This is a genomic window from Massilibacterium senegalense (assembly GCF_001375675.1).
GTDB lineage: Bacteria > Bacillota > Bacilli > Bacillales > Massilibacteriaceae > Massilibacterium > Massilibacterium senegalense.
Map to the genome: position 1 here is coordinate 1,501,535 of NZ_LN831786.1, position 21,858 is coordinate 1,523,392.

Genomic DNA, 21,858 nt, shown 5'->3' on the forward strand with positions numbered 1-21,858 from the left:
GTTTAGGAGTGAAAATATGAGCGTCTTTAAACAACTAACGCGCCGACAACTTTCTCATTTGTTGGTCATTATCTTCGTTCTTTTCTTTGATATGGTGCTGTATAGTTTTATTATTCCGATGGTTCCATATTTAAAAGAAACATATACGTTAAATGCTTCGATGATGGGTATTTTATTTAGTATGTATGCCATCTCGCTTTTCTTAACCACCCCTTTTTTTGGTCGTTTAACCGACCGAGTAGGACGAAAATATACTATTTTAATTGGATTATTTAGTCTAACCATCTCCACTTTATTATTTGCTTTTTCCACGTCTATTTTCATGTTATTATTGGCTCGTTTTATTCAAGGTGCTGCAGCAGCTGCCTCTTGGACAGCAGCATTTGCTCTTTTAGCAGACCTTTTTCATAAAGAACAACGTGGTCCAGTCATGGGAATTGCGTTAACAGGTGTATCAACTGGTACATTACTAGGTGCTCCCATCAGTGGCTTTTTATTTGACCTAGGTGGTTATCAACTTCCATTCATTATTACAGCAAGTGGTCTATTCATCTTAAGTGTGGTAACTATTTTTATTCTAAAAGAACCAATTCGACAAAAGCAAGAAACTTCTACGAATATGCGGTCTTTATTAAAAAATAAAACAGTTGTTTTTATTTTAGCAATTATTCTTTTGGGCGAAACAACATTAGTATTATTAGAACCGTTATTACCTGCTTTTATTACTGAACGATTTCATACATCTTCTAGCGAAATTGGGTTAATTTTTGCCATTATCACTATTGGGTATGGAATGATGGCTCCTATATCTGGTGCTTTATCAAACCATCTTCATCCCCACATCGTGATGATTGGAAGTCTTATTATATTAGCTTTTCTTTTACCCTGGCTTGTTTTTACAACATCTCTTTGGCAAACCATGCTCGTTGGATTCCTTGTTGGCGCCATGATTGGGGCTGTTATTTCACCAACGATGACTTCTTTAGGAGAAGCAGTGGATGAGAATAATAATGAAAATTACGGAACAGCTTACGGTTTATCTAATATGGCGTTAGCTGTTGGAATGATGATTGGTCCAACTATTACAGGCGTATTAGCAGATATGTTTTCGATTCCGACAGTCATGATTGTCATTAGCATTAGTCTTTTTTTATCCTCTGTACTTTTAAGTATAGTGAATCCAAAAAAACAAATTTTAACGAAAATAGAAAGGAACTGATTTTTATGAAATCGGCCATACAACCGAAAACGACAAATATTCAATTGAAGGAGGTTACACGCAATAACTGGGAAGATATTGCCCTCCTCACTGTCGACGATGGCCAAAAAGAATTCATCGAATCCAATGCTTTTTCATTAGCACAATCTGTTTTTGAACCAAATTGGAGACCATTTGGAATTTACACAAACAATGAATTAATTGGATTTACGATGATTGGAAAAGAAGCAAAAACAGAACATATTTGGTTAGATCGTTTCATGCTGGATTATCATTACCAAGGAAAAGGATATGGGAAACGATCATTTTCCTTAATCTTACACTGGATATACGAAACATTTCATTGTAACGAAATATTTTTAAGTGTCCATTATAAAAATAACCATGCAAAAAAAATGTACGAACGATTTGGATTTCGCTTGACTGGAAAAATGGACGGACCAGAAATTATTATGGTAAAGGCATCTTAAGACTTTTAAAAAAGTAAGTAATAGTTGATGAAGGTATCGTGTATATTATGTAAATAAAAAGTAGAGAAGGGAAATGATTACATCCCTTCTCCATTTTATTTAGTTTCACTTCTTTTTATGAGGCAATATACTTTTTTCAATTCAGATACAATATTATTTTTCCTGTATACAAACTCAAAATTCATTTTTTATATCCACTCATATTTTTTAAAAATACTTGCGAGTCCATTTCTTGATTTAGCTTTATTTTTTTTGTAGTAATCGAATATTTAATTTGTCCATTGTCATCAAATGAACGAAAATCTAGTATAATTCCAGTGTTTTTTTCCACAATCATTTCAAAATTCCCCTTTAAATTATCCGATAATTTTTCACTAACAACCCCTGTAATTTTGTATGTTGGCAAACCTAAGTACTCAATCTCGCTTTCTATTTTCCAATCTTCGTAAAACATAAATAAAAAACTTAACTCAAAATTAATACTTTGACTTGCATACCCTATAAACTCAGCATCTTGTCTAGACAATTGACTCCCAGTTTCATTTAAATATCGTTTATTAGGCGGCATCTTTAAAAGTTTTTCATCCTTTTTTACTGGATGCCAACTAAATTCTTGATATGTTCCTTCGTTATCATCAAAGGTTATTTTTTTATTCTCATTATAAATAACTGTTTTTTCCTTTTGATTATTTTCCATAAAAGAAGAACGCCCTCTTTTATGCTCGCTATCAATATAATATGTAATTTTTTGTGTGGAATCTATTTCTACATCAACTACTTCATATTCTCCTTCAACCGTTTTAAAATAGTCAATAGAGTCAACTATTTTTTGATGAATTCTTTCTTGTTCAGGATATTTAGAGCTAGCTTTTACTGCTGTTTCAAATTGTTTAAATTCTTCATTTGTTTTATCATCTTCTTTTATTTCTTCTTGCTCCCAAAATGGGAATACTTTAAATAACAATAAAGCTATTAAAAAACATGTTAAAAGTATTTCCACGACATAACTTTTTCTTTTCACTATTTTTCACCTACCTTATAATTCCACAGCTTTCCCATATCTATTTCCTTGTTTCGCATGCTCCATTATCTGTTCTTGATAAAGTTCTTGACTAATGTATAAATATATTGGTTTCTTTTTGTTTTTTACTATATCTTGTTTAACATTGTAAATTAAAGTGAAAGTGTAGGTTTCATTTGGTTTGATCCGTTTTAATTTTTCCCCATCAAAATCACCTTCATTTGTTTCAAATTTATAGTTTCCAATCCCTAATGGAGATTCAATAAATCTTACGACATTGATTGGTTGGTAACTATTATTTTTTATATCCATTTTTATTGTGATAGGTACAAATTTCCCATCATACTCCTTTAATGGATTTCCGATCTGATGGGAAAGAACGGTAACTTCTAATTCATCACATATAACTTTCTCACCCTCTGTATAATATTCAATATTAAAATGTGTAGGTACATCTTTATTCACATCATACATACGATAAATAAAAAAAAATAAAAGTATACAAACAGATATTGTCACATATAAGGTTTTCCTTTTCATTCCTGATCCCCTCTAATCTGCTCATGGTTTATAATTTTTCCATTTTCAATGGTAAACATCTCATCTGATAATAATTTTAAATCCTCTTGACTATGACTTGCGATTAAAATCAATTTATTTTCTTTTTTCATTTGAAATAATAAATTTCTTACCATTTCTAATCCTTCTGTATCAAGCGCATTGGTAGGTTCATCTAAAATAATGAACTCTGGATTTTCCATTAAAGCTTGAGCAATCCCAAGTCGTTGCTTCATTCCTAATGAATATTTTTTGAATTTTCTTTTATCATCTGGATCTAATCCAACAGCTTTTAAACTCTCCCTAATTTGCGCTTCACTTACCACATGATTAATTTCTGCAATTAATTTAAGATTTTTTAATCCTGTTAAATCAGGTAAAAACCCAGGGTATTCAATTATTACACCGACACTTTCTGGAAACGAAATTTCCTTTCCTAATACTTGATTATCAATCATAATTTCCCCGTCCGTTGGATGAATTAGTCCACAAAGAGCCCTAAATAACATCGTTTTTCCTGAACCATTCCTACCTTTAAAACCATAAATTTTCCCTCTGTATAAAGTTAAATCAATATTTTGTAAAATAAATTGTCCTTTTATTTTTTTTGATAAATTTTTTACAATCACATACGGTTGATTATCCACTTCGTACACCTCAAATCATATCTCGTCTTTTAATAAATAAGTAACCTAAGTATCCAAAACCTACCATTCCAACTATGTTATAAATGAATGATTTCTGAATGGATAATGAAGATGTTCCATAAAAAATATCATGCTTTAATAGCATAGAATGAATGCCTGGTAACCATTGATAATCAATAAAGATAGATAAACAAACGATAATCAATGTTAATAATAAGGCATATTGTGAACTTATAAATATTGTAAACATCAAATGAATGAATCCTAGAACTATAGATGTTGTGCTATATAAACAAAATAAAAGAAAAAGAAACTGTAATCCATTTGTTTCTGCTAATAGTGCCCCCGTAAGCAATCCTTTAGAAATAGGTCCCCACTCTAACACTGGTTGTAAAAAAAACACTCCTAGAAGATACATGATTAAAAACATCAAACCATACATAATAAATACATTTATAATGATCCATAATAACTTTGCTAACCAATATTCTTGGATGCGCTTTGTCCTTGTTAAAATATAAATGGCATTTTCTTTTATATCATCACGTATAAAATCACCAATAATAAAAAGAATTAAAAAATGAATTAAAATCCATGTGATTGGTATATCTCCTATATCTTCAATAGCAGTTAAATACTCTGACGATTTAAAACTTTCTAAAAATAAATCAAGGACAGTACCGTTTTGATAAGAAAGAACCCATATATTTTTAAAAGATAAAGTCACAATCAAAAAGAAAAATACCCCATAGCGAGATTTATTTTTCATCCATCCATATAATAAATCTCGCCTTAAAATATCCATTACCAATCGCACATTAATCATCCACAGATACTCCTTAATTTAAAAAATCTCGTTTATTATAGGCTTTTTTTCCAATGTAATATAATAAAATAGTAATACTAAGTAAATATAATAGATTGAATAATATACCATTTATATTTTTCCAATGATTGATATCGAGTCTAATTACATGCATAAAGATAGAATTTTCTAAAAAAAATGCATCGATATAGCTGAATACGACTACAATAATAAAAATAAATATATTATTATGCATCATCGTTTTTAAACACATTGCTAGAAGTGCTATCATTATCAATGCTATAAATTTTATAAAAAACAAAGTAATCAGTATCTTTGGAGTCGTTAAACTCTTTGCATAATATAAAAAATATTGTTTTTCGTTTTCTCCCAAAAAATAATAAAACATACCGTCTTCACTGATCCATTTGTTCTCAAAACTTCCTAATAAAAGTCCTGCTAAAAAATAACCTCCAAAAACAATCAGTATTGTAAAAACGAAAGATAATAATACCATTATTCGGGACGTTTTATCCCAAATATCCATTCTTGATTGATGTTTTAAAATGAAAATAGAATTTTCTTTATAGTCCATTAAAAGCAAGGAAAGTACTACAAACATGGGAATTAAAACATATACAAACATATTGGTACTTGTAGTACCCGCTACTCCTTGCAAATGTGTTAGACAGTCCAACACTGAAAGCAGGGGTTCATCTGTATATGAATATAAGTTGATATACATAATAACAATTACTATCAACAAAGAAAGCAAAATTAAAAATTTCATTGGCTTTAATTCATGTATGTATCTTTTAAAAAACTTCATAACGTTTTCCTCCAAATAAAAAGGAAATCATAAGCAATACTAAGGTACTTATAGCTATCAGGAAAATTAAGTTCGTATAAGGAATGATATTAAAAAATAAAAATACAATAGGTGAAACATATTCTACTCCTATAGATGAAAATAAAATATCAAGAAACAAATAAATGATAAATGGAATAATCACAACAATGTATCGATTAAATATAAACAGACTAAAAAATAAAGAAATGACCGCAAAAATTCCTCCATAAATAAAACATATGAATATTTTTAAAGCTACATGTAGAAATGGATGACTATAAAATAATTCTGGCAAAAATCCATTGATTGGTATACTATAGCTTCCAAAAAAAATATTAGGTTCAATGATTGGTATAAAACATGCATATAAAACAAAATTAAAAAGTAAAGGTATCGAAACGACAAGACCACCAACAAGAAATGTTATGATAAATCTTATTAACAAATATTTTCCCTTACTATATCTCACTAAAATATTTTTAATAAAGCCACTTTTCATATCTTCTACATAAGTATCCCCATATGCAACTGACGCCAATAAGGGAAAAATAATCATAAAAATGGATATATAAACATCAAGATCATACAGAATCCACCAACTATATACGCCGTAAGGATAATCCAAAAAATCTTGTTTCGTCAAAAGAATAACATTATTAGTTAACACATCTAAACCTGCAATTAATATACCAATAGTTAAAACTACCACTGTAGATTTTCTTGTTAATGCTCTTTTCAATTCTAGTTTAAACACACGTGCAATCCTCCTTTTATTCTTTTGGAGTTTTTTCAATACAGGACAACATAATTTTTTCTAGTTCTTGTTTATTTAACACCTCATCAATAATGACTATTTGAAATGATTCCTCTCCATTTTTTTCTGGCACTATCATTTTCATCCCTTTAACGTTACTATCACTGTATTGTCCAAACGTAATTTCATTTCCTTTTAACGTATATTGCTCCTGGATATCAAATTTCCATTGTTCATATGGATTTTCTTTTCCAGATATCAATTCCGATTGGAAAATACGGTAACCAAACTCCCCATCATTCTCCTTATATTCCCATATAATCATTGGTTTCGGCTTTCCTAGCATTATTTCTGCTTCAATTATCTCTTTTTCTAATCGATATCCTTCTGAAATATAAGTAGGTCTTTGAACAGGAAAAGAAACTATTTTCCTCACTTCTTTAAGTGAATATGAAAAATTTTCATGCACTTTATCACTGTATGGGGTAAATTTTCTCCATACTTTTTCTAACTCTTTCTTTTCTTTTTCGTTTAATTTATCTCTATCAAATTCAACAATTTTACCATCTTCATAAACAGCCATTTTTTCAAAATATTTAAATTCTTTTTTTAATAATTCAACATAATTTGCAAACTCTTCTTCTGATAAATATTGCTCATACACTTCAAGTCCTTCATTAAATTCTCTATAATCTTTATCTGTAAATATCTTTAGTTCTTCTTTAGTACCAAAAATCGATTCAACAAGACTTGGTCCTGCAACCACACTTACTGGTAAAAGAATTGCAAAACAAATAACAATTGCTACAAAATGTCGTTTCATTCTCATTTTCTTATTTTTATTCCGAAAATAATTTCGATAAGAGTTTGCAATTAGACTATTTAATTCATCTGAAGGATGTATTTTTTCAGCCTCATCTTGAAGTTTTTGAGATAATCGCCGTTCAAAATCCATTAAACTTCACCTTCCTTTTCAACTTTGATTTGTACTATTTCTTTTCTTAATCTTTTTAAGCCATTATGTAATCTTGATTTAACGGTACCAACTGGTATGTTTAATATTCCGGAAATTTCCTCTAATGAAAACTCCTTAAAATAACGTAAAATAACCACTTCTCTCTGTTTATATGGCAACAATTGTAGTACTTCCATTAGTTCACTTTTTGTCTCTTTAGATAAAACAATTTCTTCAGTTACAACAAAACCTTCTTTAAAAAATAGCTTTGCTTTTTCGATAATTCGATTCTTCCTCCATGATTTTCTACGATGATTTTGTACTTGGTGCATAATTAAACCATTTAACCAAAAACGAAACGAACGTTCCTCATCAAAGTTTGATACCGATTTCCACATTTGGATATAAACTTCATGAACTACTTCATCAACATCTTTCTGATTTATTAGTAAAAATGAAACTGTTCTGTATACTTCTTGACTAGTTATTTTATAAATATAAGAAAAAGCTTCTTCGTCTCCTTCTTTCATTCTTCTAATCCAATGAGTTAATGCCATTCCTTCACCTCGATAAAAATCAAACTTCATGATTATATTCGCTCAATTAAAATAAAAGGTTCATTTTTTCATCAATAAAAATCATTATTACTACAATAAACCAAAAATAGGGACCGTCTCATCGATTCATTTTTCAGCTTAGAGACGGTCCCTCTTACTTGTTATAAAAGTTGATATATCAATGTTTCTTAATTCTAAAATTCCCCCTGCTTGTCCTTTTAAAACAGCTCTTATTTTTTAAAAAAAGTGTAATCGATTTTTTAATCGAATTGAATTTTCTATACATAAAGCAATTAAAATAGCCACAAGAAATCCACTTGATAATAAAGGTTGCATAAAAAACGGTAAAGATCCCCACATCGTTGGGTTCATCATCATGACTCCTACTCCACACATAATTGGAAAGGCGATGCGGTACACGACGGAAGTGGTAAGAGGTATTGTTTGCAATCCTTTTAGTCCCGTACCGAATAACTGTAAATAAGCCACAAATAAAACAGCATTTCCGATTGTCATTGGCATGCTTAATAAAAAGGCCGAAAAGCTCGGAATAAAGCCAATAAACATAAGCAACATTCCACCGATTAAAAATGGTTTTCGTTCGGTCATTTTTGTACTTTCTAAAAATCCAATAGAAGATGTAAACGGAGCAAAAGGGACAAGACCAAAAACTCCTGCTAACATCGTAAATCCACCGGTAATGATAAATGACATGCGATATCGTTTTTGCGCAACCGTCGTGCCATACAATTTTTCTGCTACTTCTATTGCGGCAAATGTATTAATTATATTTAATAATCCTGCAATCACAGTAACGATGACAATGCCCATAATCAAGGTAGGAGACCCTAATGGAAAGAAAACGGTTCCCCCTTCTAAGGAAATCCCCTCTTTCGTTTCTACTATTCGATAAAGCGTCCATCCAATCACTAATCCTATTAATAACGCAAAATTTTTAAGATTACCCATTCCTTTTGTATTTAACACTAAAATAAGCATAACGATAAATAAAGATAATAAGGCACTCCAAACAACGATATGCCCTTGGTTATTCGTTTCAAACATTCGTAAAAAAAATAACACACCAAGCTGAATACTTAACATTAATACATAAATATTTCGAACCATTGTCGTAAAAAATATGTGAAGCCATGTCGTTACGTTAAATATTCCTACCAACATCACTATTCCACCAACAATGATGACGCCTGTTGCTATACTTCCACCTACTTCTCGTAAATCAAAGCCCAGTGTGTGTAGGGTCGTTGCCATGCTAAGATAAAATCCCCACCAAAGTCCAGAATGTCCTTCCATTAAGGGGAATTGATGCCCAATCCATCCTTGTAAAACACTTGCAAGACCAGTCAAAATCAAAGAATATGTCATCATTGAAAAAATTGATTCTTGTGGCAACGAAAAAGCGACACCGATTGAAAGAGGAACGACAACGGTATTTGTAAAAATAAAAAAGAACCATTGTATACTTCCAAATGCTAGATACCATTTGTACCGCAAAGTTATCTCCTCCAACACCTACTGTCATTATTCTCTATTATTAGACATCGTTTTTATATTTCCTTCTTTTATCATATGATTACTTTATTTTTCAATAAAAAACATGCGGAGGAAGTATCCTCCGCATGTTCTTTATTGTTTTATCTCTTTTGGTTTTTCAGCTAAATCAGTCGCTTCTTTTAACGAGGCTACTAGTCCGGTTAAATCTTGAAGGTTAGATGGAATAATAAGTTTTGTTGCATTTCCATCGGCTACTTTCGCTAATGCTTCTAGACTTTGTAATGTTAAGTATCCTTTTTCAGGATCTGCTTCATTAATTAATCGAATCGCATCCGCATGTGCTTGTTGGACAATACGAATTGCTTCCGCTTCCCCTTCTGCTCTTCGAATGGCCGCTTCTCTATCTGCTTCTGCAGCAAGAATCATACTTTCCTTGTTCCCTTCTGCATCCAAAATAACACTTTCCTTATTCCCTTGTGCAATTAAAATTTGAGATGTTTTTCTACCTTCTGCTTGAAGAATTTCTTCCCGTTTTTCCCGCTCTGCTTTCATTTGTTTTTCCATTGCTTGAATAATTTGTTCTGGCGGGATAATATCTTTTAATTCCACACGATTAATTTTAATTCCCCATGGATTCGTCGCTTCATCCAAAACAGTGCGTAATTGTGTATTAATAGCATCACGACTTGTTAACGTTTGGTCTAATTCCATTGAACCGATAATATTACGTAATGTAGTTGCAGTTAAGTTTTCAATGGCCATTAACGGTCTTTCCACACCATATGTGTATAATTTAGGATCGGTAATTTGATAGTATACTACGGTGTTAATTTTCATCGTAACGTTATCACTAGTAATGACAGCTTGTGGTAAAAAATCTACTACTTGTTCTTTTAACGAAACTTTCGAAACAATTCGTTCAATAATCGGAATTTTAACATGTAATCCATTGCTCCACACTTGTTTAAATGAACCTAAGCGCTCAATCACATATGCCTGACTTTGAGGAACAATTCGAATGTTCCAAGCAAATAATAGTAAAATAGAAATTAAGACAATAATAAAAAAGAATAATCCTACTCCCATTGATTACGCCTCCTTCAATGTTTTCGTTCGTACATAAATAGTATTTCCTTCAATATGATCAATTATTACCCATTCTCCTACTGGAATCGTTTCTCCTCCTACGACTCTTGCATCGTAAACAACGCCATCTTTTTTTACTTCCCCGTCCCGATGTGGTGCAATTTCTTTTATTACTTCTACTTCCATGCCAACCCAAGCATCTATATTTGTTTTTTCCACTTTCTTTTGTAACACTTTTTTCGTAAACGGTTTTGTTACCAAAACTAGTATAAATGATACAACAATAAAGACGATCCACTGTACACTAATGGAATATCCTAAATATTCTACAATAAAAGCGACAATCGCTCCTATACTAAACCAAATAGAAATTAACGAGACAGTCATCAATTCAACGAGCAAAGAAAGAATAAAGATTCCTATCCACAGATACATATAAAACCTCCTCTCTTTATAATGAGTTATTCCCTGTTTTCCACAATAAGAACACCTTTATTAATAAATACGAAATAGAAGAAGAAATAGTTTCAACCAATTATTTACGTACCTTTTACCACCTTGTATTTGAAACCACGATATGTTTTTTTTCCTTAAGAAAATTGTGCTGTTGTTTATGAACTTATTATTATGGTATGCTTTTCTTACATCAATTTTTTTTGATATAAGGAAGGAGCAAGAAAAATTATGTACCAACCTTCTCTCTCTCTTACTGCTTGTCACCCTATTTTTAAAGCATTAGGTGACGAAAAACGGTTAGCTATTATTGATATCTTATCTCAAAAAGATAAGGTTTGTGTTTGTGAATTTATTCATTTATTTTCTTTATCACAATCTAAACTATCGTATCATCTGAAAATTTTATTAGATGCAAATTTAATTACAAAATCTCAACAAGGTACGTGGAATTATTATTCGCTTAATAAAGATGTATTAACGAGCGTCTTATCATCTAACCTGTTGAAAATGTAACTTTTCATTGACTTTATCAATCAATTTTTAATCCCTCATTAACGTGAAGCAAGATCCCCATTCAAAATAGGAAGGCGACACCTACAAACAGTTGTTGGGGAAACAGTGTATATAACTATGTGTAAGGGAAGATTTCTTTAAATTAGGGGGAAACAATGGATACTTTTTTAACCTTCAGTAAAACATTTTTAACACTTTTCATCGAACTGATTGGATTATTTATTTTTATTAGTTTTCTCGTAAGTTTTTTACAAAGAAAAGTAACGCCAGAAAAAATAGAACAAGTACTTCATCGTCCAAAACGGTGGCTAAGTTATGTATACGGAGCTTTATTTGGAGCATTAACGCCCTTTTGTTCTTGCTCTACCATTCCAATTTTAGCAGGACTTTTATCATCAAGGGCACCCTTTGGTCCATCTATTGCATATTTAATTGCTTCGCCGCTCCTTAATCCGGTTATCCTTATTTTGTTTATTAGTTTGATTGGAGTAAAATTTACAATCGTTTATTTTATTATGATGTTTTTCTTCGCCATTCTGACAGGATTCACTTGGGAAAAGCTAGGTTTTGAAAAAGAGGTAAAAAAAGTTCGAGTTCATCGTGGAGAAAAAGAAGAAAATACCGATCTTCCGAAATGGAAACTCGCTTTAGCTGATGCTTGGGGATTTTTTTATCCACTTTTACCATATATCTTACTAGGAGTCTTTATCGGGGCTGCTATTCATAACTTTATTCCGGAGAGTTTCATCATAAAATATGCTAGCGGGGAACATTGGTGGACAATTCCAATCGCTGCACTTATCGGGATTCCAATGTACATTCGTGTGGAAGCAATTATTCCTATTAGTAGTGCGCTTTTAACAAAAGGAATGGGAATTGGCTCTATTTTAGCTTTAATTGTTGGTGGTGCTGGTGCTAGTATTCCAGAAATGATTTTACTAAGTAAATTGTTCAAACGAAAACTTGTCTTCATTTTTATGGTTTCTGTTTTATTGATTGCCATTTTGAGCGGCCTTTTCGTGCAATACATGTTATAAGACTGTTAAAGGAGGTGACAAAATGGGTGAAAAAAAAGGATTAAAAGGTTTTTTCGGACAATTAAAACCAAAAAAAAAGGAATGCTGTTGTAACGTTGTCATCGAAGAAGTGAATGAAGAATCGAATAAATCCGAAGAAAAGAATAAAACTAAGTAAGTACAAAACCTATAGTTTTGAGAAACTATAGGTTTTATTTTGTCTTGACATCTGTATACTTTTCGTAAATATTTAAAAGAGTATGATTATGAAAATAAGGAGATGACTCATGTGACGAAAAAAATGGGGTCACAGCAACCGTTATCAACTAGGAAATTACTATCTATCGCCGGACTCGCTTGGTTGTTTGACGCAATGGATGTTGGGTTGTTATCATTTATTAACGCCGCATTAAAAGAAGATTGGAATTTAACACCAGAACAAATCGGATGGATTGGAAGTATTAATTCCATCGGGATGGCAGTCGGGGCATTTGCTTTCGGAGCAATGGCCGATAAAATCGGTCGTAAACATGTCTTTATCATTACATTATTACTCTTTTCATTAGCAAGTGGTTTTTCCGCTCTGAGTACAACGTTAGCAATCTTTTTAGTATTTCGCTTTTTAATTGGTGCTGGATTAGGTGGGGAGTTACCCGTTGCTTCTACTTATGTTAGTGAAAGTGTTCATCCAAAAAAACGTGGACAAGTTGTCGTACTTTTAGAAAGTTTCTGGGCATTAGGATGGATTGTGGCAGCGATTATTGCCTACTTTATTATTCCAACTTACGGCTGGCGGGTTGCTTTACTATTAACAGCGATTCCTGCTCTTTATGCTGTTGTCCTTCGATTAAAATTACCAGATACGATGCCAAAGCAACCAAAAACAGAAAAAATAAGCGTGTGGCAAAATGTAAAAAGTGTTTGGACAAAACCATATATCCAACGAACAACGATGTTATGGCTATTATGGTTTAGTGTTGTATTTTCCTACTATGGCATGTTTTTATGGCTTCCTTCTGTCATGGTGTTAAAAGGATTTGCGATGATTAAAAGTTTCCAATATGTCCTCATTATGACGCTTGCTCAACTACCAGGTTACTTTACTGCTGCTTGGTTTATTGAAAAATTCGGTCGTAAGTTTGTACTTGTAACATATTTGATTGGAACCGCAGTTAGTGCGTACTTTTTCGGAAATGCCGACACCTTAACGATGTTGATGACTTCTGGTATTTTGCTCTCCTTCTTTAACTTAGGTGCATGGGGTGCGATGTATGCTTACACACCTGAACAATATCCCGCACACATTCGCGGAACAGGTGCAGGAATGGCTGCTTCGTTCGGACGAATTGGCGGTATTTTCGGACCGCTCATGGTCGGTTATTTAGTAGCAGCAAACATGTCGATTGGATCGATTTTTAGTATTTTTGCTATTTCCATTTTTATCGGTGTTCTTGCTGTTTTATTCCTCGGAAAAGAAACAAAATATACAGGTTAACTAAAAAAGGCTATCTGCGGAAAGATAGCCTTTTGTTTTACCCAATCAATTCTTTGCGTACATTTTGAAATGCTTCATTTAACATACGAAGTCGCACTCGTTTAACCGCTTCATCCTCTACTTGTTCGATCAATAAACAAACAAGTTCATCTAATGAATACTGCAATGAAGCGCTTTTCGCATCAACAAAGCTATTCATCAAAATTTCGCGCAATTTACATTCAACTGTCATCACATCAACGCGTGTAGAATTGCGGCGAAAATCTTTGTGCATATGCATCGCCATACACCTCCTATACTCCGTAGGATTTTGGGTGTGTCGAGTTTGGCAGGTCTCCTGACTTGTGATCACTTCATTCATACTCCTTCCCATCACATAGTATGACAGTGGTTTTTTGTATGAATGATTACACTTACAGTGGCGGGACCGCGTCGGATTTGCACCGAACTTCCCTTTTAAAATTGTACGGTATGTACAATTACCAATCTCCACTTATCCAATTATGTTTAGTATATCACACAACATGTACTTCCTTGTGTATTTTTCTTTTTAAATTTTATACAAACTTTACAAATACTTAACCTTATACTTATATTTATTCCCTACAATGGATAAGGAAGTAATTGTTTAAAAGGCGGAAATATGGGAGGGATTGTGTATGAAAAAGAGCACACCATTTTTATTAAAAACGTTGCTCTCCATTGTTCTATTTTTTAGTCTTGCACCAGCATTGGTTGGCACAAATAACGCGAATGCCGAAGGTCCAACAGATCCGGTTCCTGAAATTTTCCCAGCAAATCCGAATGGAATGAATGTGTTGTTTGACAATTCACACGGTCAAACTGCTGGAGCTGCCGACTGGGTAATAGACGGGGCCTTTTCTGATTTTGCCAATGCCATTTCACAAGAAGGGTATTATGTAAAAGAACTGCGAAAAACAGTACCTTTTACATACGATGATTTAAAGGCATATGATGTATTTGTCATTCCTGAAGCAAATATTCCATTTAAAAAAACAGAACAAGATGCGATGCTTCAATTTGTTGAGAATGGCGGAAGTATCTTTTTTGTTTCCGATCATTACAATGCAGACCGGAATAAAAATCGCTGGGATTCTTCTGAAATAATGAATGGCTATCGAAGGGGAGCATTTGAAGATCCATCTAAAGGAATGAATACAGATGAGAAAATGTCGTTTGCAATGCAAGAATTAGAAAGCAAAGATTGGCTTTCCGAAAACTTTGGAATTAAGTTCCGTTACAATGCAATTGGAAATGTGAACGCTACACTGATTGCTCCCTCACAAGATACGTTTGGCATTACAGAAGGAGTTCAATCCGTCGCTATGCATGCAGGTTCTACATTAGCAATAACAGATTCATCTAAAGCAAAAGGAATTGTTTATGTACCAACTGGACTAACAAATGCAGATAAATGGAATTACTCAGTCGATCAAGGTGTATATTTCGGCGGGGGTATAGAAGAAGGACCGTATGCAGCCATTTCAAAATATGGAAAAGGAAAAGCAGCATTCATAGGTGATTCCTCACCCGTTGAAGATGCAACCCCAAAGTATGTACGAGAAGATACTGGTACTACCAAGAAAACATATGACGGCTTTAAAGAACAAGATGATGAAAAATTATTAGTGAACATAATCAATTGGCTAGCAAAAAAAGAAAACTATACCACTTTTGCAGAGACAGGTATTCCGCTCGATAATCCATCACCTCAACTAAAAATAGAAATACCAGCAAACTCTACAGAACCTCAAAAAGAACCATGGGCAGAACCTGAACCCGGTTATAAATGGTATGACTCCTTAACATTTAAAGCAGGTTCATACGGCTCAACAGTCACACAAGAGCAGAAACCCACTTACTCTTTTATTCACCAAGAAATACTACCAAACAGGCAAGAATTTAACATTAGATTACAAGTTCATAATCTTCTCCCAGGTCAAACAATTTCAGATTTAAGAATAGGTATTTATTTAGATGGTGGAACGCAAATTGCATCCTTCCAAAGAGAAGATGGAACATGGCCTACTTCCTACGGATACAGTGAACTATTTTCCGTAACCGCAGACTTATTTGGACAAGCAACAAAGGAATTAACCGTGCGGATAAAGCCAGGAACAGAGGGACAAGCAAATCTTCGTTTAAAACATAAAAAAACAAACATTCTGACCAATATAGTTACCATTGATAATGTAAATAGTGAACCGTTACCAGATGAAACACTAACTTTTCCTGAAACCATTTCCTTTTAGAAGCAAGAGAAGCACCAAAAGGGTCGTTAGTAACCATTGAAGGTGTCATCACATCACAACCAGGCTTATTTGGCGAAAAAGGTTTTTATATCCAAAATGAGACAGCAGGTATTTATGTTTTTCAACATGAGGACGGGTTTCATGTAGGTGATGTAGTAAAAATCACGGCACCTACTACCATATATAACAATGAAATAGAACTTACAGATATCATTTCACTTACTAAAACTGGGACAAAAGACCTTCTAGCACCTAAGGTTGTGAAAGAAGTGGATGAAAGCACTCTAGGACAATGAATAAAATTAGAAAATGTAACCATTGAAAATCTAGCTGAAATAGGAAACTTTTTTTAATTCGATGTAATCCATACGGATGGAATTAAAACGCGTGTGCGTGTGGATAGTCGAACAGTAATAATGGTCACGCAATTTCAAGAACAATTTAAAAGCGGAGATTCCATTCATATTTTTGGTATTGCCTCTTCATATAAAAACAACTTTCAACTTAAATTATTAACATTAGCGAATGGTGAAGCACAAGGATTAATATGAAATGATGGCACAGCTAAAAGTATTTCCTCTAGAGTTTCTTCTATTCAAGAGGAAAAAAGGAAAAAGTGCAACAGACAAAATTATCATCCTTACAAAAATATATAAAGAAGCATTCTGGAAAGAAAATCGCTGAGAAATATATATAATTATGGAATATAAGTAATTAAACAAATTATTGAAAGACCAAACTTCTATGAAAGAAAGTTTGGTCTTATTTTCAAAAAATACACTTTTCTCAGTTGTTATATAAACACAATTTTATATCATTTTTACAAAGTTTAATTATTTCATTACAATTTATTAACATTTTTTCAATATATATTTGTTAGAGTCATAGAAGAGTCATAAAAATTTTGTAGTGTAGGAGTTGGAGCTAATGATTAAAAAATTGTTAGGAGTCGGGATTTCGTTTGCCCTGGCTGCTAGTATGCTTGTCGGTTGCGGTAATTCAGAAGAAACAACTCAAAAGGCCAATGGCGAAACAAACAAGGCAGAAACTAGTTATGTACCGGAAGAATTAACAGTTCAATTCGTCCCTTCACAGAATGCGGATACACTGGAAGCGAAAGCAAAACCACTAGAAGAACTGTTAAGTAAAGAATTGGGTATCCCAGTAAAAGTAAGTGTATCAACAGACTATAATACAATTGTAGAAGCAATGGCTTCGAAAAAGGTGGATGTTGGATTTCTCCCTCCAACCGCATATGTACTAGCAAAGGAAAAAGGGGCAGCAGAAGTAATCCTTCAAGCACAACGTTTTGGAGTGAATGATGAAGATGGCACCCCTACAGAGGAATTAGTAGATTTCTATAAATCCATTTTTATTGTGAAAAAAGATTCTGGCATTGAAAAAATAGAAGATTTAAAAGGAAAGAAAATTGGTTATCAAAACGTTACCTCTTCCGCAGGATATGTTTGGCCAGCAGCTTCTTTAATGGAAAAAAGAATTGATCCGTTAAAAGATGTGGAACCAGTTACCCTAAAAGGGCATGACCAAGCGATTATTGCGCTTTTAAATGGGGAAATTGACGCTGCTGTAACATTCCAAGATGCACGTAATGTTGTAAAAGGTGACTATCCAAAAGTATTTGACGAAACAAAGATTATCGAATTCACTGAAAAAATTCCAAATGATACAATTTCCGTTCGTTCTGACATAGATGAAGAATGGTCGAAAAAAATTCAAGAAGCATTCATCGCGATTGGTAAAGACAAAAAAGGACAAGAGATTATCCGTGACATCTATTCTCATGAAGGATATGTGGAATCTGATGACAGCAAATTTGACATTGTCCGCGAATATGGAGAGAAAGTTCAAACAGAGTAGTGTTTTCTAGTCTTTCCTACTGTTGTGAATGAAAAAATGAAGATGACTGGGCACACGAAGATACTACTTCGGGTCTCAGTCATTTTCTTTCTCTCCTTCTAAAAAAATCTCTCTGTAGCGCGAGTTTTCAATCTACCTCCGCTATTTTTTAAGCACTCGTACGTATCCTTAACAAAAAATAAGAAAGTTGGTTCGCATATGATTGAATTTAAATATGTGTCAAAAATATATCCAAATGGAACGAAAGGGCTTCATGATGTGAATCTATCTATTAAAAAAGGAGAATTTGTCGTCATTGTTGGCCTTTCCGGTGCAGGTAAATCTACGTTGCTCCGCTCGATTAACCGTCTTCACGAAATAACATCCGGTGAAATTTTGATTGACGGAAAGTCTATTACAAAAGCAAAAGGAAAAGAATTATATCAAATTCGTCGAAATATAGGAATGATTTTTCAAAACTTTAATCTCGTTAAACGATCGACGGTCATCCGAAATGTTTTATCTGGTCGGGTCGGGTATCATTCCACCATCAAAATGATGTTAGGTATGTTCCCAAAACACGATAAAGAACTGGCAATGCGTGCGTTAGAACGTGTCAATATTTTAGATAAAGCATATGCAAGGGCCGATGAACTTTCAGGCGGTCAACAGCAGCGTGTCTCTATTGCACGTGCCCTTGCCCAAGAATCAAAAATTATTTTAGCGGATGAACCAGTCGCATCCCTCGATCCGCTCACAACAAAGCAAGTAATGGACGATTTAAAAAGAATTAATGAAGAACTAGGAATTACAATGGTTGTCAATCTCCATTTTATTGATTTAGCACGTACATACGCAACACGAATCATTGGGTTACGTGCAGGAGAAATTGTATTTGATGGGACCATAGAAGAAGCCACTGATGAGAAATTTGCAGAAATTTATGGAAGGGCGATTCAAAAGGATGAACTGCTTGAGGTGGTAAAATGAAACCATTCGAAATAAACGAACAGTCTACCTTACATTCTACTTCATCCAATAAATTAAAACATCTCTTTACATTCCTGCTCCTTTTACTTGTTTTATGGCTAAGTGGTAGGAAAGTAGATTTTTCATTAGCCATGCTCGTGACAGGATTACCAAATATGCTTGATCTTTTACGTGAAATGTTTCCACCCGATTGGAGTTATGTATCTAATATCACACAACCAATGTTAGAAACCATTCGAATGGCCATTCTAGGGACAACATTCGGAGCAATTATTGCCATTCCGATTGCTCTTTTTTCAGCAAGAAATGTATTTGAACATCCATTTATCACGATTCCTACTCGGTTTCTTTTAAATTTAATACGTACCATTCCTGATTTATTATTAGCTTCTATATTTGTTGCGGTTTTTGGAATTGGAGTACTTCCAGGTATTTTTGCTTTAACCGTATTTTCAATTGGAATTATCGCTAAATTAACCTTCGAAGCGATGGAATCAATTGATTCCGGACCATTAGAAGCGATGACAGCTGTTGGTGCAAATAAAATAAAATGGATTGTTTTTGGGGTGATTCCACAAGTATTGCCTCAATTTTTATCATTTGTTCTCTATACATTTGAAGTAAATGTTCGAGCCGCTGCCGTACTCGGGTTAGTAGGAGCAGGAGGCATTGGGCTTTATTACGAAAGAACACTTGGCTTTTTTGAATACGATAAAACAGCTACTATTATTATCTATACATTAGTGGTTGTGCTGATTATTGATACTATTAGTACAAAATTACGGGAGAAATTAATATGAGTGAAATGGCTATAACGAAAAAACAGAAACGTTATCGAAAATGGCTAGTCGCCTGTATCATCATCTTTATATATATTTGGGCATTTGCTGGGATGCCAAAAGTGGAGATAAACGATACATCCGGAGAAGTCGTTTCTTCCATTATTTCAGGACTGATTCATCCAGACTGGGACTATGTGTATGACCCAGGTGGCGAAGATTTACTACGTGGATTACTAGATACATTAGCAATCGCTATCCTCGGAACATTCATCTCGGCATTACTTTGTGTTCCATTTGCATTTTGGGCAGCATCTAATAGGAGTAAATGGAACGTCATTTCAGGAAGTGGAAAATTTGTACTTAGCTTTATTCGTGTTTTTCCTGAAATTATTATGGCACTTCTTTTCATTAAAGCGGTTGGACCTGGTTCATTTGCAGGGGTACTAGCTTTAGGGATTCACTCTATCGGAATGCTCGGTAAACTGATTTCAGAAGACATTGAACGTTTAGATTTCGGTCCTTCAGAAGCATTAATCGCTTCTGGTGCCAACCCTATTAAAACACTTTGGTTTGCTGTCTTACCACAAGTATTGCCAAGCTATCTTTCGTTCATTATTTATCGCTTTGAAATTAATATTCGTTCTGCTACTATTTTAGGGATTATTGGCGCTGGAGGAATTGGAACACCATTAATTTTTGCTCTTAGCGTACGTGATTGGGAGCGTGTCGGAGTCATTTTATTAGGCATTATTTTAATGGTTATCCTTACTGATTTTATTTCTGGGAAATTAAGAGAACGACTAACATAAATACAAAAACTAGTGTAGAAAAACAATTCGTTTTTCTACACTAGTTTTATTTTAAAGGCTCCTTACAAGACCATTCTTTTTTATTCTGCAACGTGGTGCACAGCACAGCGGTTTGGTCCGATTTCTAATTCTTGTTTTTCTTCCGCTGTAGCATCTTTTTGTCCACGGTTAATAGCTACGATGTCTTCAAAGTTTGGAGGTGTTTCACTAGAAGCACTCGCTGCTACGTAATCAACGAAGTCACTTTCTTCTTTTCCTTGCATGATTTCGTTTTTCTCACGAATTGTTCCTAATGTTTCCCCGATATATCCTTTTTCATTTACTTCATCCACAAAGCTTGCATAGTGAGCTGGAAGTACGATTACATCGTCCGCAATGTTTGCTACTTTTGTATACACTGTATTGTATAAATCTTTTGCCCATTCACGAACTTTTCCACCTAAGTCTGGACGACCTAACCCACTAACAAAGATTGTATCTCCTGAGAACAATAATTTATCATTTACAAAGAATGATACGCTTCCTGGTGTATGGCCTGGTGTTTTTACAGCTAATACTTGAAGTTTTACTTGCTCAAATTTAATTTCTTCATGGTCTTCTAAAGGCTCAAAGTTGATTACTGCACCTTCAGATTTCATTAAATAATAACGAGCGTTTGTTTTTTGTGCTAATTCGAATGCACCAGAAATATGGTCTGCATGTAAATGTGAGTCTACAATATGTGTGATTGTAACCCCTTCTTCTTTTGCTTTTTCTACATAAACATCCGCAAAACGAGCTGGGTCTACTACTAATGCTTCTTTTCCGGAAATAACCATGTATGATAGACAACCTTTACCTACACGGATAAATTGATATACTTTTACTTCGTCATCTTGGTATACGACAGCTGGATACAAATATTCACTCCAACCTTTCATACCACCTTCTAAATAGCGTGTAGATACACCTGCTTCATCTAACATTTCCGCTACCATTTGAGAAGATCCTTCTTTCGCACACACAACCACGATATCTTTATCTTTTGGTAATTTATCTAAAACTTCCTCTACGCCATCTAGTAAATCAAAGTATGGAATGTTTAAATAATCAATATTCGCACCTTCCACTTTCCAATCGTTAAAATCTGATTCATTACGTACGTCAAAAATGAAAAATTCCTTTTTATCTAAAATCCAATGGTTTAAATCTTTCGCTGAAATAATTTCTGCTGCCATTTGGTCATCACCT

Annotated in this window: 25 protein-coding genes and 1 riboswitch; of the genes, 12 read left to right on the forward strand and 13 right to left on the reverse strand. The window is 33.6% G+C overall.

Annotated features, from left to right (window positions below):
- Positions 1-16: 16 nt before the first annotated feature.
- Together BN1372_RS10800 and BN1372_RS10805 are read left to right on the forward strand one after the other, a co-directional pair.
- A complete protein-coding gene (locus tag BN1372_RS10800; protein ID WP_062199364.1) occupies positions 17-1,219 on the forward strand; it encodes an MFS transporter in 1,203 nt (400 codons plus the stop codon).
- 5 nt (positions 1,220-1,224) lie between these two features.
- On the forward strand, positions 1,225-1,689 hold the full coding sequence (locus BN1372_RS10805; protein WP_062199367.1) for a GNAT family N-acetyltransferase: 465 nt from the start codon (positions 1,225-1,227) through the stop codon (positions 1,687-1,689).
- Between the two features lie 181 nt (positions 1,690-1,870).
- Here the strand turns inward: BN1372_RS10805 and BN1372_RS10810 are convergent, their stop codons facing one another.
- The 11 genes from BN1372_RS10810 to BN1372_RS10860 all read right to left on the reverse strand — a co-directional run bounded on the left by BN1372_RS10810 (position 1,871) and on the right by BN1372_RS10860 (position 10,872).
- Positions 1,871-2,710 (reverse strand): hypothetical protein, encoded by an 840-nt coding sequence (locus tag BN1372_RS10810; protein WP_062199369.1) that lies wholly within the window; start codon positions 2,708-2,710, stop codon positions 1,871-1,873.
- 15 nt (positions 2,711-2,725) lie between these two features.
- Positions 2,726-3,250, reverse strand: a complete 525-nt coding sequence (locus BN1372_RS10815; protein WP_062199371.1) for a hypothetical protein — start codon at positions 3,248-3,250, stop codon at positions 2,726-2,728.
- Positions 3,247-3,915 carry an ATP-binding cassette domain-containing protein gene (locus BN1372_RS10820; protein ID WP_062199374.1) on the reverse strand — a complete coding sequence of 223 codons (669 nt, stop codon included), beginning with the start codon at positions 3,913-3,915 and terminating at the stop codon, positions 3,247-3,249. The genes BN1372_RS10815 and BN1372_RS10820 overlap by 4 nt, the downstream gene beginning before the upstream one ends.
- Before the next feature lie 10 nt (positions 3,916-3,925).
- Complete coding sequence (locus tag BN1372_RS10825; RefSeq protein ID WP_062199376.1) at positions 3,926-4,741, reverse strand: hypothetical protein; 816 nt, start codon at positions 4,739-4,741, stop codon at positions 3,926-3,928.
- A 13-nt stretch (positions 4,742-4,754) separates the two neighbouring features.
- Positions 4,755-5,549, reverse strand: coding sequence for a hypothetical protein (locus tag BN1372_RS10830; protein ID WP_062199378.1), 795 nt, complete (start codon positions 5,547-5,549; stop codon positions 4,755-4,757).
- A complete protein-coding gene (locus BN1372_RS10835; RefSeq protein WP_062199379.1) occupies positions 5,536-6,324 on the reverse strand; it encodes a membrane-spanning protein in 789 nt (262 codons plus the stop codon). Before BN1372_RS10835 ends, BN1372_RS10830 begins: the two co-directional genes overlap by 14 nt.
- 16 nt (positions 6,325-6,340) lie before the next feature.
- Positions 6,341-7,279: a hypothetical protein gene (locus BN1372_RS10840; RefSeq protein ID WP_062199381.1), complete on the reverse strand. Its 939-nt coding sequence runs from the start codon at positions 7,277-7,279 to the stop codon at positions 6,341-6,343.
- On the reverse strand, positions 7,279-7,836 hold the full coding sequence (locus tag BN1372_RS10845; protein WP_147515373.1) for a sigma-70 family RNA polymerase sigma factor: 558 nt from the start codon (positions 7,834-7,836) through the stop codon (positions 7,279-7,281). Before BN1372_RS10845 ends, BN1372_RS10840 begins: the two co-directional genes overlap by 1 nt.
- A 237-nt stretch (positions 7,837-8,073) precedes the next feature.
- On the reverse strand, positions 8,074-9,351 hold the full coding sequence (locus tag BN1372_RS10850) for a uracil/xanthine transporter (protein WP_062199385.1): 1,278 nt from the start codon (positions 9,349-9,351) through the stop codon (positions 8,074-8,076).
- 132 nt (positions 9,352-9,483) lie between these two features.
- Positions 9,484-10,437, reverse strand: coding sequence for an SPFH domain-containing protein (locus BN1372_RS10855; RefSeq protein WP_062199387.1), 954 nt, complete (start codon positions 10,435-10,437; stop codon positions 9,484-9,486).
- A gap of 3 nt (positions 10,438-10,440) precedes the next feature.
- Positions 10,441-10,872, reverse strand: a complete 432-nt coding sequence (locus tag BN1372_RS10860; RefSeq protein ID WP_062199389.1) for an NfeD family protein — start codon at positions 10,870-10,872, stop codon at positions 10,441-10,443.
- 249 nt (positions 10,873-11,121) lie between these two features.
- On the opposite strand from BN1372_RS10860, the gene BN1372_RS10865 reads away from it, so the two are divergent.
- From BN1372_RS10865 to BN1372_RS10875, 4 genes are all read left to right on the forward strand, one after another.
- Positions 11,122-11,406 carry an ArsR/SmtB family transcription factor gene (locus BN1372_RS10865; RefSeq protein ID WP_062199391.1) on the forward strand — a complete coding sequence of 95 codons (285 nt, stop codon included), beginning with the start codon at positions 11,122-11,124 and terminating at the stop codon, positions 11,404-11,406.
- Between the two features lie 155 nt (positions 11,407-11,561).
- Entirely contained in the window at positions 11,562-12,443 is an 882-nt protein-coding gene (locus BN1372_RS10870; RefSeq protein WP_062199393.1) for a permease, read from the forward strand.
- 22 nt (positions 12,444-12,465) lie between these two features.
- Entirely contained in the window at positions 12,466-12,600 is a 135-nt protein-coding gene (locus tag BN1372_RS15700) for a hypothetical protein (protein WP_267902261.1), read from the forward strand.
- A gap of 123 nt (positions 12,601-12,723) precedes the next feature.
- Positions 12,724-13,917, forward strand: a complete 1,194-nt coding sequence (locus BN1372_RS10875; protein ID WP_062201300.1) for an MFS transporter — start codon at positions 12,724-12,726, stop codon at positions 13,915-13,917.
- Positions 13,918-13,954: 37 nt separating this feature from the next.
- On the opposite strand, the gene BN1372_RS10880 is transcribed toward BN1372_RS10875, so the two are convergent.
- On the reverse strand, positions 13,955-14,197 hold the full coding sequence (locus tag BN1372_RS10880; protein ID WP_062199395.1) for a hypothetical protein: 243 nt from the start codon (positions 14,195-14,197) through the stop codon (positions 13,955-13,957).
- A gap of 30 nt (positions 14,198-14,227) precedes the next feature.
- A riboswitch (cobalamin riboswitch) is annotated at positions 14,228-14,419 on the reverse strand.
- A 157-nt stretch (positions 14,420-14,576) separates the two neighbouring features.
- Between BN1372_RS10880 and BN1372_RS10885 the strand changes: the two genes are divergently transcribed.
- The 6 genes from BN1372_RS10885 (at position 14,577) to phnE (BN1372_RS10905) (ending at position 20,628) form a co-directional block, all read left to right on the forward strand.
- The gene (locus BN1372_RS10885; protein WP_062199397.1) at positions 14,577-16,190 is read left to right on the forward strand and encodes a hypothetical protein; all 1,614 of its coding nucleotides are present in this window, start codon (positions 14,577-14,579) and stop codon (positions 16,188-16,190) included.
- Between the two features lie 389 nt (positions 16,191-16,579).
- Entirely contained in the window at positions 16,580-16,741 is a 162-nt protein-coding gene (locus BN1372_RS15250) for a hypothetical protein (RefSeq protein ID WP_154662986.1), read from the forward strand.
- 376 nt (positions 16,742-17,117) lie between these two features.
- Positions 17,118-18,068 (forward strand): phosphate/phosphite/phosphonate ABC transporter substrate-binding protein, encoded by a 951-nt coding sequence (locus tag BN1372_RS10890; protein WP_062199399.1) that lies wholly within the window; start codon positions 17,118-17,120, stop codon positions 18,066-18,068.
- Between the two features lie 198 nt (positions 18,069-18,266).
- Entirely contained in the window at positions 18,267-19,037 is a 771-nt protein-coding gene (gene phnC / locus BN1372_RS10895) for a phosphonate ABC transporter ATP-binding protein (protein ID WP_062199401.1), read from the forward strand.
- On the forward strand, positions 19,034-19,837 hold the full coding sequence (gene phnE, locus BN1372_RS10900) for a phosphonate ABC transporter, permease protein PhnE (protein ID WP_062199403.1): 804 nt from the start codon (positions 19,034-19,036) through the stop codon (positions 19,835-19,837). Before phnC ends, phnE (BN1372_RS10900) begins: the two co-directional genes overlap by 4 nt.
- Positions 19,834-20,628, forward strand: a complete 795-nt coding sequence (phnE, locus tag BN1372_RS10905; protein WP_062199405.1) for a phosphonate ABC transporter, permease protein PhnE — start codon at positions 19,834-19,836, stop codon at positions 20,626-20,628. The genes phnE (BN1372_RS10900) and phnE (BN1372_RS10905) overlap by 4 nt, the downstream gene beginning before the upstream one ends.
- An 80-nt stretch (positions 20,629-20,708) precedes the next feature.
- On the opposite strand, the gene BN1372_RS10910 is transcribed toward phnE (BN1372_RS10905), so the two are convergent.
- Positions 20,709-21,845 carry an MBL fold metallo-hydrolase gene (locus BN1372_RS10910; RefSeq protein WP_062199408.1) on the reverse strand — a complete coding sequence of 379 codons (1,137 nt, stop codon included), beginning with the start codon at positions 21,843-21,845 and terminating at the stop codon, positions 20,709-20,711.
- Positions 21,846-21,858 lie beyond the last annotated feature (13 nt).

Excerpts from the sequence above, each read along its gene's own strand:
- BN1372_RS10800 (WP_062199364.1), top strand. The coding sequence starts at position 17 with ATGAGCGTCTTTAAACAACTAACGCGCCGACAACTTTCTCATTTGTTG.
- BN1372_RS10805 (WP_062199367.1), top strand. The coding sequence starts at position 1,225 with ATGAAATCGGCCATACAACCGAAAACGACAAATATTCAATTGAAGGAG.
- BN1372_RS10815 (WP_062199371.1), bottom strand. The coding sequence starts at position 3,250 with ATGAAAAGGAAAACCTTATATGTGACAATATCTGTTTGTATACTTTTA.
- BN1372_RS10825 (WP_062199376.1), bottom strand. The coding sequence starts at position 4,741 with ATGATTAATGTGCGATTGGTAATGGATATTTTAAGGCGAGATTTATTA.
- BN1372_RS10830 (WP_062199378.1), bottom strand. The coding sequence starts at position 5,549 with ATGAAGTTTTTTAAAAGATACATACATGAATTAAAGCCAATGAAATTT.
- BN1372_RS10840 (WP_062199381.1), bottom strand. The coding sequence starts at position 7,279 with ATGGATTTTGAACGGCGATTATCTCAAAAACTTCAAGATGAGGCTGAA.
- BN1372_RS10845 (WP_147515373.1), bottom strand. The coding sequence starts at position 7,836 with ATGGCATTAACTCATTGGATTAGAAGAATGAAAGAAGGAGACGAAGAA.
- BN1372_RS10855 (WP_062199387.1), bottom strand. The coding sequence starts at position 10,437 with ATGGGAGTAGGATTATTCTTTTTTATTATTGTCTTAATTTCTATTTTA.
- BN1372_RS10860 (WP_062199389.1), bottom strand. The coding sequence starts at position 10,872 with ATGTATCTGTGGATAGGAATCTTTATTCTTTCTTTGCTCGTTGAATTG.
- BN1372_RS10865 (WP_062199391.1), top strand. The coding sequence starts at position 11,122 with ATGTACCAACCTTCTCTCTCTCTTACTGCTTGTCACCCTATTTTTAAA.
- BN1372_RS10870 (WP_062199393.1), top strand. The coding sequence starts at position 11,562 with ATGGATACTTTTTTAACCTTCAGTAAAACATTTTTAACACTTTTCATC.
- BN1372_RS15700 (WP_267902261.1), top strand. The coding sequence starts at position 12,466 with ATGGGTGAAAAAAAAGGATTAAAAGGTTTTTTCGGACAATTAAAACCA.
- BN1372_RS10875 (WP_062201300.1), top strand. The coding sequence starts at position 12,724 with ATGGGGTCACAGCAACCGTTATCAACTAGGAAATTACTATCTATCGCC.
- BN1372_RS10880 (WP_062199395.1), bottom strand. The coding sequence starts at position 14,197 with ATGCATATGCACAAAGATTTTCGCCGCAATTCTACACGCGTTGATGTG.
- BN1372_RS10885 (WP_062199397.1), top strand. The coding sequence starts at position 14,577 with ATGAAAAAGAGCACACCATTTTTATTAAAAACGTTGCTCTCCATTGTT.
- BN1372_RS10890 (WP_062199399.1), top strand. The coding sequence starts at position 17,118 with ATGATTAAAAAATTGTTAGGAGTCGGGATTTCGTTTGCCCTGGCTGCT.
- phnC (WP_062199401.1), top strand. The coding sequence starts at position 18,267 with ATGATTGAATTTAAATATGTGTCAAAAATATATCCAAATGGAACGAAA.
- phnE (WP_062199403.1), top strand. The coding sequence starts at position 19,034 with ATGAAACCATTCGAAATAAACGAACAGTCTACCTTACATTCTACTTCA.
- phnE (WP_062199405.1), top strand. The coding sequence starts at position 19,834 with ATGAGTGAAATGGCTATAACGAAAAAACAGAAACGTTATCGAAAATGG.
- BN1372_RS10910 (WP_062199408.1), bottom strand. The coding sequence starts at position 21,845 with ATGGCAGCAGAAATTATTTCAGCGAAAGATTTAAACCATTGGATTTTA.